The organism is Neobacillus canaveralius, from assembly GCF_047237705.1.
In the GTDB taxonomy this organism is placed as follows: domain Bacteria; phylum Bacillota; class Bacilli; order Bacillales; family Cytobacillaceae; genus Neobacillus; species Neobacillus niacini_K.
Window position 1 is genome coordinate 339,134 of the sequence record NZ_JBDFLL010000001.1, and the last position, 14,195, is coordinate 353,328.

Below are 14,195 nucleotides of genomic sequence, written 5' to 3' on the forward strand. Positions count from 1 at the left end.
AGCAATCAAGGGATTTGTAACAGACATCAATCAGCTGGAGCCAACTGAGCTTCAGGAAATAGAAATCAAATTGCTGCTTGAGGGCTTGTATCAAATGTATGGATATGACTTCCGAGGCTATGTCAGGGGTTCGATTTGCCGGAGGATCCTAAACCGGATGAAGGCGGAGAGGCTTCCGACCATTACGGCATTATTGGAAAAAGTGCTCCACGAACCAGAAGTTTTGGAGCATCTGTTAAATGATTTTTCCATACGGATGACGGAAATGTACCGGGATCCTAGTTTTTTCGGGGCATTTCGTAGCGAAGTGGTGCCATTGCTTCGGGAGCTTCCTGAGGTCAGGATATGGCATGCAGGCTGCGCCACCGGTGAGGAGGTTTATTCCATGGCAATCCTGCTGCAGGAGGAGGGTCTTCGAGAGAAAACGAAAATCTACGCAACAGACATGAATGAAAAAGCCCTTACCGCTGCGCAAAAGGGAGCATTTCCATTGAAAAAGATGCAGCAATATACGAAAAATTACTTGAAAGCGGGTGGGAAAATGGCGTTTTCTGAGTACTATACGACGGACCATCAGTTTGCTTATTTTTCACCCAGCTTGAACGAAAACCTCACTTTTGCCCAGCACAATTTGGTGAGTGACAGCTCGTTTAATGAATTTCATGTGATACTATGCCGCAATGTCATGATTTATTTTGATAACACCCTCCAGCAACAGGTTCATGGTCTGTTTTATGACAGCCTGGCTGACGGCGGATTCATTGGACTCGGAAGTAAAGAATCGCTTCTCGGTATGCCGAAGGGGATGAAATACGTAGAATTTAATTCTAGTGAAAAGATATATCGGAAGAAAGTAGATGCCTGAGCTAAAGCCAGGTATCTTTTTTTATGTTTGATAGGGTCGAGGGAAGGGTATTTCTTTTTAAAAAGACTGTGAGGGGAACTGGATGAAAATAAGAATCGAGATATTCTTTGTCATAATCATGTTTTTCTTCTGCTGGATGGTTCTATTTACAAGATTCCCTTTTTGGTGGAAAGCCATAGCTATCAGCTTGTATGCAGGTATCATTTTATGCACGGTAACAGATTTATGGCTTCAAAATAGGCCTGTAGCAAAAACACTTTTATGGACATGCCTGTTAATCTTTGTACCAGTAGTGGGCTATATTTTCTATATCTATTCAGGTCAATTGCTCTTTAAAGGGAAACTTTTTAAAAGCAAGCGTGCAAGCGACCGCGAGCTGTTTGAGGCACTGGGTAAAGACAAGCGGTCAGTTGAGGTGCCGGCTATGCTCAATGATCAACAACGAGGTTTTGTCAGCTATCTCGAACGGGTGACCTTAACCAATCAAAGCCAGAATACGAGGACCAAAATATTAAAAAACGGCGAGGAAACCTTTCAAGAGGTGAAACAGAGATTAAAGGAAGCGAAGGACTTTATACATTTAGAGTATTATATATTTCGCTATGACCGGCTGGGGCAGGAACTGATGGAAATCCTGGCCGAGAAAGTTAAGGAAGGAGTGGATGTCAGACTGATTTACGACGCGCTCGGAAGTTTCGCCCTTTCCGAGCAGGATAAAAGGAAAATGGCCGACTCCGGGATTCAAATTCACCCTTTTCTGCCGCTTAGCTTTGGATGGTTTACGCAAAAGTTTAATTTCCGCAATCATCGAAAAATAATTGTCATTGATGGAAAAATTGGATTTGTTGGCGGATTGAATGTGGGAGTGGAATATCTTGGTGAGGATGATAAGTTTGGTTTTTGGTGTGATACGCATGTTTTGCTGGAAGGAGAAGCGGTCCAGACATTACATGCCGTTTTTTTATTAGATTGGAAGTATGTCAGTGGAGAGAAATTGTTTGAAAATCCCCGGTATCTCGTGTCGGAGCCGGTTAAGGGGGACGGTCTTGTCCACGTAGTCGCTAGTGGGCCGGAAACCCGGGACATGGGTGATCATTTTTATGGGATGATTTCGAGCGCAACAGAATCGATCTGGATTGCGACACCGTACTTTATTCCAAACCAGGCGATTATGACAGCATTGAAGGTGGCTGCGAAAAAGGGCATTCAAGTTCGGCTGATGGTGCCTGAGAGTAATGACGGATTTCTAACCCAATATGCCACCCAATCCTATTTTCCTGAACTACTTCGTGCGGGTGCCCAGCTCTACACCTACCAAAAAGGCTTCTTACATAAAAAAGTGGTTATTGTTGATGGTGCTATGGCTACGATTGGAACAGCGAATATGGATCTGCGCAGTTTTCATTTGAATTTTGAGGTTAATTTGTTTCTAACAGGCTCAGGCAGTATTGACGACCTTGTGAGTCATTTTGAAGAGGACCTCAAAGAATGCAGGCGGGTAAGACCGGTTGCGTTCTACAAAAGAGGTTTAGGCGTTAAATGGAAGGAGTCCTTTGCCCGGCTGTTTTCCGGGGTGCTTTAATGTGGTAGAGAGGTATCTTTAGTCGTATCTCATTAGGGGATGGGGGTTATGATGCTGATCCCTTTGTAAGTCGCTTAGCTTTACCTGCCAAAAGGAGGTCTCTACCTGCCGATTTCGGTGGCTTACCTGCATAGATTCTGTTTTATCTGCATTTTGTCTAAGTTTATCGTCCTAACAAATTCAGCAACCTAACACGTCATTGAAAAAGCCAGGCTAGGGTCTGGCTTAGGTGGTTGTATTTCCTATATATGGGTATTCTGCTTGGAATTATGAGAGGATTCTGGCTCGAGCTACGGATTTTTAGATACCTATTTTAATAGTGATCCTTGTACCTGCCAAAATGCGGTCTTTACCTGCGGATTTGAGTCGGATACCTGCATAAAATCCATTTTATCTGCATTTTGTCTATGTTTATCGTCCTAACAAATTCAGTACCCTAACATGTAATTGAAAAAGCCAGACTGAGGTCTGGCTTTGGTGGTTATATTTCCTATATATGGGTAATGTGCTTGGAATTATGAGAGGATTCTGGCTCGAGTTACGATTTTTAGATACCTATTTTATTGGAAATACTTGTACCGGCCAAAAGGTGGTCTTTACCTGCGGATTTGAGTCGGATACCTGCATAAAATCCATTTTATCTGCATTTTGCACTTGTTTATCGTCCTAACAAATTCAGTAACCCAACTCGTTACTGGAAAAGGCAGGCTGCGGCCAGGCTTTGTTGCTCTATTTTCCTATATATGGATAATTTACTCGAAAATAAGTGCGGATTTTTGATTGAGGTGTGCTTTTTTAATGACCTTTTTTATATAAAATTCGCTTACCTGCCAAAATGGGATCTTTACCTGCGGATATTGTTCACTTACCTGCATAGATTCTATTTTATCTGCATTTTGTCCATGTTTATCGTCCTAACAAATTCAGCCCGCTTAACTCATCACTGAAAGCCAGCTTGGGGCCTGGCTATCTTCATGATCCAATTCTAAACAGTAAAAAAAGAAGACTGCAGCCAAGAACTGCAGTCTTCTTTTCGTTCTATATTATGCTTTTCGTCTGATCATTTTCAACACAACGCTTAGGATAAGCACGAAGACAATGGCGCCGAGGAGTGCTGGTAAAATGTAAAATCCTCCAATGACAGGTCCCCATCCCCCTAACATAGAACCAATCCAGGCTCCGATAAAACCTGCAATGATATTTCCAATCACTCCGCCTGGAACATCACGCCCCAGAATCAGTCCTGCCAACCAACCGATAATTCCTCCAATAATTAATGACCAAATAAATCCCATGAAAATCTCTCCTTTCTTTTTTTTCATTGAGCTTGGTTGTTAAATACCCGAAATTTCAGCAGCTAAACTTAAAAATGAAAAAACTTATCACGATTTTGTTCAAGTCGTCCCTTTAAGCGGTTCTCAGGGTTGTTCATAAGCGTTCCCAGATAACGCTGGCAAACCTTTAATTCGTAAGATAATTGAATGAAGCCCTCCCGATCCCGGACATCTAGACACTGATCGATTTTTTGTTTTAACAAACTGATCTTTGTAATTAACTCTGCCTTTTTCCTCATCTTATACCTCCCATAATCCTTTTTATAAAATAACTAATGGTTAGATACCCCAATATCTGTTGATTCAAACTTTTTAAAAAAATAGGTTTGGTTGATTAAAGATGTGGATATATAACTGGTACAAGCTGGCACGATAGCTGGCAAATCATATACTCGAGGAGGAATGAATATGGAAAACTTAAAGATTGTAGAAAATGGAGTCCAAGCTAAAAGGGAAATCGCTCATTTCATGATGGAGGGATTCACAAAGGATGAAATTTATTTATTCGCACATGACGAAAATCGTTCTGAACATCTCACAGATGCACTAAACATAAGCGCTATAGGTGTTGGGGAGCAGGGGTTTTTTGAATCAATAACAAACGTATTCCGTTCGAGAGGTAATGAACTTCGTTCAAAGTTAGAGTCACTAGGGTTATCAGCAGCGGCAGCGGAGCGATGTGAAGAACAAATGGATCATGGGAAAATCGTTGTTGTTGCAACTACATTGGCTTAATAAAATGAACTAAAAAAATAATGAGGTGAAAAAATCATGAAAAAGTCGAATCAAAGTGTTGAGAAATTAAAAGGTATGCGTAAACGAGCCAGACATAAAAATAGCGAGAGCCAGTCATTCATGCAATATTTTAAGACACCAATTATTCACAAGGAGATCCATGGGGACAGAGTTTACGTTCCGTTAAGAATCAGCAGGATTTGGAATGGAATCTAAACGTCAAAGACACTTATTAACTGCCTAAACACTGATTGTTTCGCACATAACCAGTGTTTAGGCAGTTAATGCGTTAAAAATTTGCTATAATAAAAACGAAACATTTCATGTTCTCATCCGTCAGTACGGTATGCACCTTTTTTATGCATAAATGTAGTGTTTTGCATAAATGGTGACAGGCACCGAAAAGGGGCACCGAAAAAAAGGGTGCACCAAAAGGAGGGAATTGATGGAGAATTTTGGACAGGTTGCGTTGTTGAGTATTTTTTCGCATCTGGTGTTTATTGCGTTGGCGTGGTGGGCGCTGCAGTCGATTCGCTTGGATAAGCTGCTGAAACCAAATCATGTTTTTCAAGCGCGATTACTTTATATATTATTGGCCATAGTTATTGGATCATCGGTTAGTAATTTTTTCCTGGACTACCTTTCATGGTCAAGGCAGCTGCCATTAATACTACAATACATACAACTGGTAAAAATTTAGGTCTTCGTACATGTATCTTTTTTGAGAAAAATTGAGTACAATTCTCTTTGTGTGAAAAAAAGTGCAATCTTCAAGAAAAAGTTAACAACTTAGAAAATAGATGGATATATAGTTAAGCAAATTAAAATGACTTCACGAGAGTAACGAAATGCAAAAACTTGAACCTATCTGACGCAGGAATTGAGTTCTTTTAAAAAAGATCTTCTGCTTCAAAAAGCTTGTCCAAAAGTGTCGACATTTCCCAAGTATGCTATCCCTCCCCTTGGTAACAATGGTAGTAAGGGGGAGAGTAGAGATGAAGAGAAAAACAAAGGTACTTTTTAGCATAAGTTTAATGATGATGGTTGGTTTGATGGCGGTGCTTGGCAGTCGGTTGGCGGCAGCCAGCAGTGATCTGGATTTGGAAAAAATCGCTGACGCTTTTCAAACAGAAGATATTTTGCTCGAAGAATGGTCGTTTTATGCACGGGAGCATTTGGTTGACCTGACTACAGAGAAAGAAGTGCAGGAATATGTTAAGGAGCTTCAGCAAAAGTTTCCTGATTGGGATTGGTCTCGTAGCGCGACCAGCGACAAATGGGAAGTAACAGCAGTATCTCCAACTTCTAAACACCACACAGAAATGCTTCAGATTATGACCACCCACACAAAACAACCTGTTAATGCGTATATAGTATATAGGGTCAGCGGTAACGAGTGGAATAAGGAGATGGAGTCCTTTTTCACGAAGGATCAAGTCAAAAATAGGCTTTCAGACATATTTCGAGGAAATCCAACAATTTTCTCTGGTATGAAGGGTAGCATCAGTGATAAGATGGATAAAGCTGTTCCGACAATCGCAAGTGATTTAATGGAAATTTTTGATGCGAAAGAAATCGAAGCGTTAAAAGAGGATAATTTCATGTCTGTATCGGCGAACTCGCCAAGACTAACACACTCCATAGCGCGGGACATGAATTTACAAATTGGGATACGCTCCGAAGGATTGGGCGGTAAGACTACCATTGTAGTTGGCACACCAATCATTACGATTGAATATTAATATAGAGAAAATGGACGCGGAGGGGAATACTCTTGGAAAAGATCATCGTCCGCGGCGGACAAAGGCTATATGGAACCGTAAAAGTAGAAGGTGCAAAAAATGCGGTCCTGCCTGTACTCGCTGCCACATTATTAGCAAGTGACGGAAAAAGTGTAATTCGTGATGTACCTACACTCTCCGATGTATACACAATTAATGAAGTATTGCGCAACCTGAATGCGGAGGTTGCCTTTGACAATAATACAGTTGTCGTTGATGCATCTAGAGTGTTGAAAGAAGAAGCGCCGTTTGAATATGTTCGTAAAATGCGTGCATCTGTCCTTGTGATGGGATCACTACTAGCGCGCAATGGCCGTGCACGTGTAGCACTGCCAGGCGGATGTGCGATTGGTTCTAGACCGATTGACCAGCATCTTAAAGGTTTTGAAGCAATGGGCGCAAAGGTTAAGGTTGGTAATGGATTTATCGAAGCAGAGGTTGACGGTCGCTTAAAGGGAGCAAAGATTTACTTGGATTTCCCAAGTGTCGGTGCAACCGAAAATATTATGATGGCTGCAACGTTAGCTAAGGGAACCACTGTCATTGAGAACGTAGCAAAGGAACCGGAAATCGTTGACTTAGCGAACTTCTTGAATAAAATGGGGGCAAATGTCCGAGGCGCAGGCACGGGCACTCTTCGTATTGAAGGTGTCGATATATTGTTTGGTGCTGACCACAATATTATTCCTGACCGTATTGAAGCTGGAACTTTCATGGTTGCTAGTGCGATTACGGGCGGAAATGTATTGGTACAAGGTGCTGTACCTGAACACCTATCTTCTTTAATTGCAAAAATGGAAGAAATGGGTGTTACGATTATTGAGGAAGGTGATGGCGTCCGCGTCATCGGTCCTGAAAAGCTTAAAGCTGTTGATATTAAAACAATGCCTCATCCTGGCTTCCCTACGGATATGCAATCACAAATGATGGCCCTATTGCTTCGTGCAGAAGGCACATCCATGATTACAGAAACGGTATTTGAAAACCGCTTCATGCATGTTGAGGAATTCCGCCGGATGAATGCCGATATTAAGATTGAAGGACGTTCTGTTATTCTAAACGGACCTTCAAACTTACAAGGTGCAGAAGTTACTTCAACAGACCTTCGTGCCGCTGCTGCTCTGATTTTAACAGGGTTGGTTTCTGAAGGTAATACCCGCGTAACGGAACTAAAACATTTAGACCGTGGTTACGTAGACTTTCATGGAAAATTAGCTTCATTAGGCGCAGATATTGAACGCGTTAAGGAAGCAGACGAAGTTTTTCCTGAAGTGAAAAGTTATATTACAGATTTGAATGCTTAAATTATGAGCCGAAGAGTATATCTCTTCGGTTTTTATTATATGTATATGTGGTTTTTAGAAAATTCAGTCATCTTTTTTTAGTCATAAATGCTTGTCCGCCTCCATATGATGGAATGAGAAAGCAGCCCAGGTTGGGGTGCGCAAATTTCATAATTGGAGGCTCCTACATGAAAAAATTCAAACCACTCATCCTACTAGCGTCATTCTTATTTGCCCTCACACTGCTCATTCCGGCGGTTCTAGTATTGCCATTTGGGGATGGGAAGGTTAGCGGCAAATTAGGTGAAGACCTATCCAACAAGGCCCCAAATAACGAAACTGCAAACAATTCGACAGCAGACGCCGCAGTAGAAGTCGCGGTCTACCGCTCCTCTGCAGGACAAATCGATAACGTTCCACTAGAAGACTATCTTGTTGGCGTGGTCGCAGCAGAAATGCCGGTTGAGTTCAAGGAGGAAGCCTTGAAGGCACAAGCTCTGACAGCGAGGACGTATATTGTTAAAAAAATGCTCAGCAAAGACAATGTAGATGTTCCTGAAGGTGCACAGGTAACGGACACCCAGCTCCATCAGGTCTATCTTAGCGAAGCGCAAATGAGAGATAACTGGGGAATGGAATTTGAATCGAACTATTCGAAGATCCTTTCTGCTGTACGCGCCACGAGCGGTCAAATCTTAACCTACGACGGTCAAGCAATCGACGCCTCCTTCTTCTCCACCAGCAATGGCTATACGGAAAATTCTGAGGACTACTGGAACAATGAAATGCCTTACCTTCGCAGCGTTTCTAGCCCATGGGACAAAAATTCACCGAAATTCAATTCTGTTAAGGAAGTCACTGTAAAACAATTCGAAGCGGCCCTTGGTGTCAAGGTGGGAGCAAGCGGGACAATTGGAAAAATTGTGGAACGCACTACCGGCAAGCGAGTTGCGAAAGTTGATTTCAGCGGCAAGGTCCTGACCGGAAAAGAAATTCGTGAAAAATTGGATTTAAAGTCATCGGATTTTGATTGGGAGAGGAAGGGCAACAGCATTGTGATTACCACCCGTGGCTTCGGACACGGCGTCGGCATGAGCCAGTACGGTGCTAATGGTATGGCTGCTGATGGGAAGGATTATCAAGAGATCGTGAAGCATTATTATCAGGGAGTTGAAGTGACTTCAGCGGATAGTATGATTGCTACGATTACGGCGCAGAAATAACTAGTTGAGGGGAGCCAGGCTGTAGCCTGGCTATTTTGTTTTGAGTGGGCTGGCACGTTAAGTGGTCGATTTGGCACGTAAATATAGAAAACGGCACGTAAACTAAAAATTTGGCACGTAAATCTCAGAATTGGCTCGTAAGAGGGGTTTTCCTAAAAAAAGGTCATTTATTTTTATACCTAGGTCAATGGACAAGGTAAAGAAATCGCCTCGAACTTGTTTATAATTCAAATACAATGACCTGGTCCCGGCATTTGCCAGGCTTTTTAGTGAGTTAGGCACGTAAAACAGGATTTTGGCACGTAAATATAGAAAACGGCACGTAAACTAAAAATTTGGTACGTAAATCTCAGAATCGGCACGAAAGAGGGGTTTTCCTAAAAAAGGTCATTTATTTTTATACCTAGGTCAATGGACAAGGTAAGGAAATCGCCTCGAACTTGTTTATAATTCAAATACAATGACCTGGGCCCGGCATTCGCCAGGCTTTTTAGTGAGTTTGGCACGTAAAACAGGATTTTGGCACGTAAATATAGAAAAAGGCACGTAAACTAAAAATTTGGCATGTAAATCCCAGCATCGGCACGTATCAAACCAATGCTCATAAATCTGACACAAGTTTAAGAAGGATTCATTGCTAGGTTAGCTGAATTAGTTAGAAAACAGAAAGGAATGATGCAATTGATAATGAAAGATTGCAAGCCATCATTAAGATTGGAAAAGTTTGAGGCACTTTTAAGGAGTGTAGAGAATAATCATTGGCAAAGGTACGAATTTTTAACGCAATATAACAATTGGCTGTTAGGTTTTCGAGGGGAAGAGTCGGTTATGTTCCACTTGGACCTGGCTTCAAATGAAGATTACAGGATTTATCATGATATCCGTCTTCCATTAGGAAAATATTTTTTCCAAATTGATATCCTTCTTGTATGTCCCCGTTTCATACTCGTGATAGAAGTAAAAAACAGATCAAAAGATTGGCATTTTGCCAAGCTGCTCAATCAGGTAACCATCGAAGGCAAACGGACGAAAAATCCCATCCTCCAAGCAAAAGTGCAATCGATAAAGCTAAAACGCTGGTTGGCAGAACACCATTTCACCGACATCCCCATCCTTTATCTTTTTGTAAATAGTAATGAAAAATCCAAAATTCACATCGATTATGACCATAAATACAGTAGAAGTGTTTGTAACAGCGAGCAATTGATTGAGAAGATCGAACAAATTGAAAAACAATATAAAACCGAAATAGTAGAGGAAAAGGAATTAAGAAAAATGAATCGCCTTCTATTAGCAAAAAACACCCCTGATAACCCGGATCTCTTGCAACACTTCAAGCTGTCTTCTGAAGACCTAAAAATTGGTGTCCATTGCCACGAAACAAAATGCAACTCTGCTCCAATGAGATATCATGCTGGAACATGGAGCTGCCCCATGTGCAAAATGAAATCAAAAACGGCTCACCACCAAACAATTCTCGATTATTTCCTTCTCATTAAACCTTCTATTACAAATGCAGAGGCGCGCAAACTTCTACAGATCAAATCCCGAAAAATCATTCATCAATTGCTTGCTGTCATGAATCTACCATGGACAGGGAAGTTCAAAGGCCGAGTCTATCACCAACCAACAACCAAATAAAAAAACCACCGCGTGAACCCCGCAGTGGCTACCATTAAAATTTCCTCACGAACCCAAGTACCTTCCCTAACCTCACAAACCGACCTTTAAACAACGCTCCTCGAATAAAATAAAAGCACACTAGGATCCCGGTGACGTCTTTTACAAGGTCAAACAAGGACGATGAGCGGTAAGAGTAGAAGGATTGGTGAATCTCGTCTGTAAGTCCGTATAGTCCTGCTATGACCGCACAGAGCACGTTTAATCGCGCGCTAAACCCACGCTCGCGTGTGAGGAAGGCTAAAACTAGCAATACATACAAAATCGCGAACTCTATTAAATGCAGGGATTCTTTGATAAAGTGGTCAATCTCTGAATCCGGGAGTTCGACAAAGTGATTCGATGGCAGACTCGACATAATCCAAATCGTCGCCATATAGGCAATGGGAAGTAGTCGTAATACGTATTTCAAAAAAATTTCCTCCTTCATGCATAAAAAAATATGGTTTATCGAAAAATAAGTACAAAAAATTTTTTCACTAGTGTATATAATTCTACTTATCTGTTCAGAATGATTGCTGAGGTGATGAAAATGAGAGAGGAAGAAAACAAACGATCTTCTCAAAGTTCCAGTGTTACACGCTTTTTCAAAAAGCGTTGGGTATTTCCAGCCATTTATATCGCAAGTGCAGCAATCATTCTGACAGCAGTCCTTTGGTATCAAAGCAGCGACAACGCAACTGACAAGTACGATTATGAGTCTTCAGACCTAACAGGTAAGAAGAACGACGCTCCGGCACTTGAAGTTAACTCGAGCTTAGAAAACTTGAAAATGCCTGTGAAAAATCCAATGGATGCAGTTGTCAAAATGGAATTCTATGATTTCAACGCAAGTGAAGACAAACAGGAAGCAGCATTAGTATTTTACAACAATACGTATGTTCCGCATACTGGTGTTGACTTCACATCCAAAGATGGCGAAACATTCGACGTCGTATCGGCACTTAGTGGAACAGTTACTAGAGTTGAAGAAGACGCTACCCTTGGAAATGTCATTGAAATCGAACACGATAAAGGTATTGTAACACAATATCAATCGGTTAAAGATGTGAAGGTTAAGGTTGGCGAAAAAGTAAAACAATCACAAGTAATTGCCATGGCTGGACAAAGCTTGTTTGATGAAGAATCTGGAACGCATGTACATTTTGAAATCCGTAAAGATGGTGTAGCGGTTAATCCGACTAAGTTTTTCAATAAACCAGTAAGTGATTTACATGACGCTAATACAACGGAACAAAAATCAGTAGAGAATGCAAAGCAACAAATGATAGAAGAACCAACTGGTGAAGATGAAGCTCCGGCAAAAGAAGAAACACCATCCAAAGAAGAAACTCCATCTAAAAAGGAAGCTCCATCAAAAGATGAAACTCCTTCTGATGAAGGAACTCCATCCGATGACAATTCTTCTGAGTCTACAGAAAAAACAAACTCTTAATTGGAACAAAGGGGAAAGGGGAATCTACCTTCCTCTTTTTTTTTTGCCTAGGTTCTTTTCTTAAGAAAATAGCTTGCAATCTTTATTTCAAGCACAAAATAGTTTATCCTACGTTAAAATCGGCTTTAGGATTTTAACATCAATCTTTTCAAAAACAACCTTTACCTAAATATGTTAAAATGGGTATAAAAGGGGGGAGTTTTTTTGAAAAAGATCATTGGGCTGCTGTTCATGGCCACACTATTCGTAATGGTGGCAGCTGGCTGCAGTAAGGAGCCGACACCCGAGGACCAGTTTGACGCGTACATAAAGCTTTGGAATGAACAAAAGTTTGATAAGATGTATGATTACCTCACAGAGGGTTCCAAAGAGGTCATTTCGAAGGAAGACTTCACGAACCGCTATCAAAAAATCTACGATGACCTACAAATTAAAGACCTCAAGATAACCTTCGATAAACCGGGCGAAGAAGAAGAGCTGGCAAAGGATGAAGACACTGTCTCTTATGATTTTTCCGCATCGATGAACAGCATCGCCGGAGAAATCAAATTTACACACAGTGCTAAGATGAAAAAAGAAGAACGCGATAAAAAGAATAACTGGTATGTCGATTGGAACACAACGTATATCTTTCCACAATTGAAGGATGGCGACAAGATTGGCATTAGCAATACGACGCCAGCACGCGGGCAAATCTTTGACCGTGCCGGTAACGGATTGGCTGTGAATGGACAGGTGTACGAAGTGGGTGTGGTTCCGGGTAAGCTTGAGGGACAGAAGGAGCCCGTCATTCAGCAACTATCCAGCCTATTAAAAATGACACCAGAGCAAATCGAGAAGGCGATTACCGCCAGCTGGGTGAAGCCAGATTTGTTTGTGCCGTTAAAGAAGGTATCGATGGACGATACGGAGCGTATCGCTCAATTAGTTGCCTTAGAACCGGTGCAAACGAAAAAGGTGGGAGCGCGCATTTATCCATATAAGGAAGCTGCGGCGCATTTGATCGGCTATGTGGGCTCGATTACTGCTGAAGAGCTTGAAAAGCTTAAGGATAAAGGCTATACAAGTACCGATTTCATTGGAAAAAGAGGGCTTGAGGAAGTCTTTGACGAGCAGCTGAAAGGGAAGAGCGGTGTAAAAATTACGATTAAGAAACCTGATGGCAGCACGGAATTACTTGCTGAAAAGGCAGTTGAAAATGGTCAGGATATAAAGCTTACCATCGATATCGACTTGCAGAACAATCTTTATGCAGAGCTTGTTGGTGAGGCAGGCGCAGGAGCGGCGATAGACCCTATATCGGGTGAGACGCTGGCACTTGTCAGCTCGCCATCATTTGACCCAAATCAGGCAACCCTGGGCTTCTCAAGTGACGAGTGGAACCAGCTTCAGGAAAACCCGCAAAAGCCGATGACAACCAGATTTAATAAGGCATATGCACCAGGTTCTGTGTTTAAGCCACTCACGGCTTCTATCGGGCTCAAGAATAACATTATTACCCCGGAGCAAACAATGGATATTAAGGGTTTAAAATGGCAAAAGGATGCCTCATGGGGAAATTATTTTGTGACGAGAGTCCATGAAGCTAGCCCAGTAAATTTAGAAAAAGCAATGGTTTACTCTGATAATATTTATTTTGCGCAGACTGCATTAGGAATTGGCAAAGACACATTCAGTGCTGGGTTGAAGGAATTTGGCTTTGAAGTAGAGTCTGATTATCCATTCCCGCTAGAAAAATCAACGATTGGGAATCTGGATAAAGAAAATGCCTTAGCAGACTCAGGGTACGGTCAGGGGCAAATTCAAATGAGTATCGTTCATTTACTGCAGACCTATACTCCATTTGTGAACGGTGGCAATATGATTAAACCAAGTCTTGTACTAGACACTGAAAAAAGTGAAAAGCAAGTCGTTTCACCTGAGATTGCTACAACAGTTTCATCACAGTTAAGAAAGGTTGTCGGTGACTCAGAAGGTACAGCGCATGCAGCAGATATGGCTGACTATCCGTTAGCAGGTAAAACCGGTACGGCTGAAATCAAATTAAAGCAAGGCGAAAAAGGGACGGAGAACGGCTGGTTCATTGCCTACAACACCAACTCACCTAGTTTGATGGTCGCAATGATGGTCGAAAATGTTTTGGATCGCGGTGGTTCTCAGATTCCTGTGAAAAAAGTAAAAAATGTTTATATGAAACTCAAGTAACAGAAACCAGTCATTGGTTTCTGTTTTTTTTTAGGATATTTGCGCCGATATTAAGCAAAAATAATATTTAAA

General features: G+C 41.6%; 14 protein-coding genes. 11 read left to right on the forward strand and 3 right to left on the reverse strand.

Features of this window, described 5'->3' with window-relative positions; translation table 11 throughout:
• Nucleotides 1–4: 4 nt before the first annotated feature.
• Both ABC255_RS01675 and cls read left to right on the forward strand, forming a co-directional pair.
• Nucleotides 5–865, forward strand: a complete 861-nt coding sequence (locus ABC255_RS01675) for a CheR family methyltransferase (RefSeq protein WP_412998448.1) — start codon at nucleotides 5–7, stop codon at nucleotides 863–865.
• Nucleotides 866–947: 82 nt separating this feature from the next.
• On the forward strand, nucleotides 948–2,447 hold the full coding sequence (gene cls, locus ABC255_RS01680) for a cardiolipin synthase (RefSeq protein ID WP_412991052.1): 1,500 nt from the start codon (nucleotides 948–950) through the stop codon (nucleotides 2,445–2,447).
• Nucleotides 2,448–3,490: 1,043 nt separating this feature from the next.
• On the opposite strand, the gene ABC255_RS01685 is transcribed toward cls, so the two are convergent.
• A complete protein-coding gene (locus ABC255_RS01685) occupies nucleotides 3,491–3,742 on the reverse strand; it encodes a GlsB/YeaQ/YmgE family stress response membrane protein (RefSeq protein WP_412991053.1) in 252 nt (83 codons plus the stop codon).
• 68 nt (nucleotides 3,743–3,810) lie between these two features.
• A complete protein-coding gene (locus ABC255_RS01690) occupies nucleotides 3,811–4,020 on the reverse strand; it encodes an IDEAL domain-containing protein (RefSeq protein ID WP_412991054.1) in 210 nt (69 codons plus the stop codon).
• A gap of 169 nt (nucleotides 4,021–4,189) precedes the next feature.
• Between ABC255_RS01690 and ABC255_RS01695 the strand changes: the two genes are divergently transcribed.
• The 7 genes from ABC255_RS01695 (at nucleotide 4,190) to ABC255_RS01725 (ending at nucleotide 10,444) form a co-directional block, all read left to right on the forward strand.
• Nucleotides 4,190–4,516 (forward strand): YflT domain-containing protein, encoded by a 327-nt coding sequence (locus ABC255_RS01695; protein ID WP_412991055.1) that lies wholly within the window; start codon nucleotides 4,190–4,192, stop codon nucleotides 4,514–4,516.
• Nucleotides 4,517–4,552: 36 nt separating this feature from the next.
• Nucleotides 4,553–4,732, forward strand: a complete 180-nt coding sequence (locus ABC255_RS01700; protein WP_412991056.1) for a hypothetical protein — start codon at nucleotides 4,553–4,555, stop codon at nucleotides 4,730–4,732.
• 226 nt (nucleotides 4,733–4,958) lie between these two features.
• On the forward strand, nucleotides 4,959–5,216 hold the full coding sequence (locus tag ABC255_RS01705; protein WP_412998449.1) for a DUF1146 family protein: 258 nt from the start codon (nucleotides 4,959–4,961) through the stop codon (nucleotides 5,214–5,216).
• A gap of 295 nt (nucleotides 5,217–5,511) precedes the next feature.
• The gene (locus tag ABC255_RS01710; protein ID WP_412991057.1) at nucleotides 5,512–6,258 is read left to right on the forward strand and encodes a YwmB family TATA-box binding protein; all 747 of its coding nucleotides are present in this window, start codon (nucleotides 5,512–5,514) and stop codon (nucleotides 6,256–6,258) included.
• Between the two features lie 32 nt (nucleotides 6,259–6,290).
• Nucleotides 6,291–7,601: a UDP-N-acetylglucosamine 1-carboxyvinyltransferase gene (murA, locus tag ABC255_RS01715; protein ID WP_412991058.1), complete on the forward strand. Its 1,311-nt coding sequence runs from the start codon at nucleotides 6,291–6,293 to the stop codon at nucleotides 7,599–7,601.
• Between the two features lie 167 nt (nucleotides 7,602–7,768).
• The gene (gene spoIID, locus ABC255_RS01720) at nucleotides 7,769–8,803 is read left to right on the forward strand and encodes a stage II sporulation protein D (RefSeq protein ID WP_412991059.1); all 1,035 of its coding nucleotides are present in this window, start codon (nucleotides 7,769–7,771) and stop codon (nucleotides 8,801–8,803) included.
• A 714-nt stretch (nucleotides 8,804–9,517) separates the two neighbouring features.
• The gene (locus tag ABC255_RS01725) at nucleotides 9,518–10,444 is read left to right on the forward strand and encodes a nuclease-related domain-containing protein (protein ID WP_412991060.1); all 927 of its coding nucleotides are present in this window, start codon (nucleotides 9,518–9,520) and stop codon (nucleotides 10,442–10,444) included.
• A gap of 34 nt (nucleotides 10,445–10,478) precedes the next feature.
• Here ABC255_RS01725 and ABC255_RS01730 read toward each other — a convergent pair whose 3' ends face one another.
• Nucleotides 10,479–10,913 carry a VanZ family protein gene (locus ABC255_RS01730; protein WP_487247422.1) on the reverse strand — a complete coding sequence of 145 codons (435 nt, stop codon included), beginning with the start codon at nucleotides 10,911–10,913 and terminating at the stop codon, nucleotides 10,479–10,481.
• Nucleotides 10,914–11,015: 102 nt separating this feature from the next.
• Here ABC255_RS01730 and spoIIQ point away from each other — a divergent pair, with 102 nt between their 5' ends.
• Together spoIIQ and ABC255_RS01740 are read left to right on the forward strand one after the other, a co-directional pair.
• Nucleotides 11,016–11,918 (forward strand): stage II sporulation protein SpoIIQ, encoded by a 903-nt coding sequence (gene spoIIQ, locus ABC255_RS01735; protein ID WP_412991062.1) that lies wholly within the window; start codon nucleotides 11,016–11,018, stop codon nucleotides 11,916–11,918.
• A gap of 204 nt (nucleotides 11,919–12,122) precedes the next feature.
• Nucleotides 12,123–14,123 (forward strand): penicillin-binding transpeptidase domain-containing protein, encoded by a 2,001-nt coding sequence (locus tag ABC255_RS01740; protein WP_412991063.1) that lies wholly within the window; start codon nucleotides 12,123–12,125, stop codon nucleotides 14,121–14,123.
• Nucleotides 14,124–14,195 lie beyond the last annotated feature (72 nt).

Excerpts from the sequence above, each read along its gene's own strand:
- spoIIQ (WP_412991062.1), top strand. The coding sequence starts at position 11,016 with ATGAGAGAGGAAGAAAACAAACGATCTTCTCAAAGTTCCAGTGTTACA.
- ABC255_RS01695 (WP_412991055.1), top strand. The coding sequence starts at position 4,190 with ATGGAAAACTTAAAGATTGTAGAAAATGGAGTCCAAGCTAAAAGGGAA.
- ABC255_RS01710 (WP_412991057.1), top strand. The coding sequence starts at position 5,512 with ATGAAGAGAAAAACAAAGGTACTTTTTAGCATAAGTTTAATGATGATG.
- ABC255_RS01690 (WP_412991054.1), bottom strand. The coding sequence starts at position 4,020 with ATGAGGAAAAAGGCAGAGTTAATTACAAAGATCAGTTTGTTAAAACAA.
- ABC255_RS01700 (WP_412991056.1), top strand. The coding sequence starts at position 4,553 with ATGAAAAAGTCGAATCAAAGTGTTGAGAAATTAAAAGGTATGCGTAAA.
- spoIID (WP_412991059.1), top strand. The coding sequence starts at position 7,769 with ATGAAAAAATTCAAACCACTCATCCTACTAGCGTCATTCTTATTTGCC.
- ABC255_RS01730 (WP_487247422.1), bottom strand. The coding sequence starts at position 10,913 with ATGAAGGAGGAAATTTTTTTGAAATACGTATTACGACTACTTCCCATT.
- cls (WP_412991052.1), top strand. The coding sequence starts at position 948 with ATGAAAATAAGAATCGAGATATTCTTTGTCATAATCATGTTTTTCTTC.
- ABC255_RS01685 (WP_412991053.1), bottom strand. The coding sequence starts at position 3,742 with ATGGGATTTATTTGGTCATTAATTATTGGAGGAATTATCGGTTGGTTG.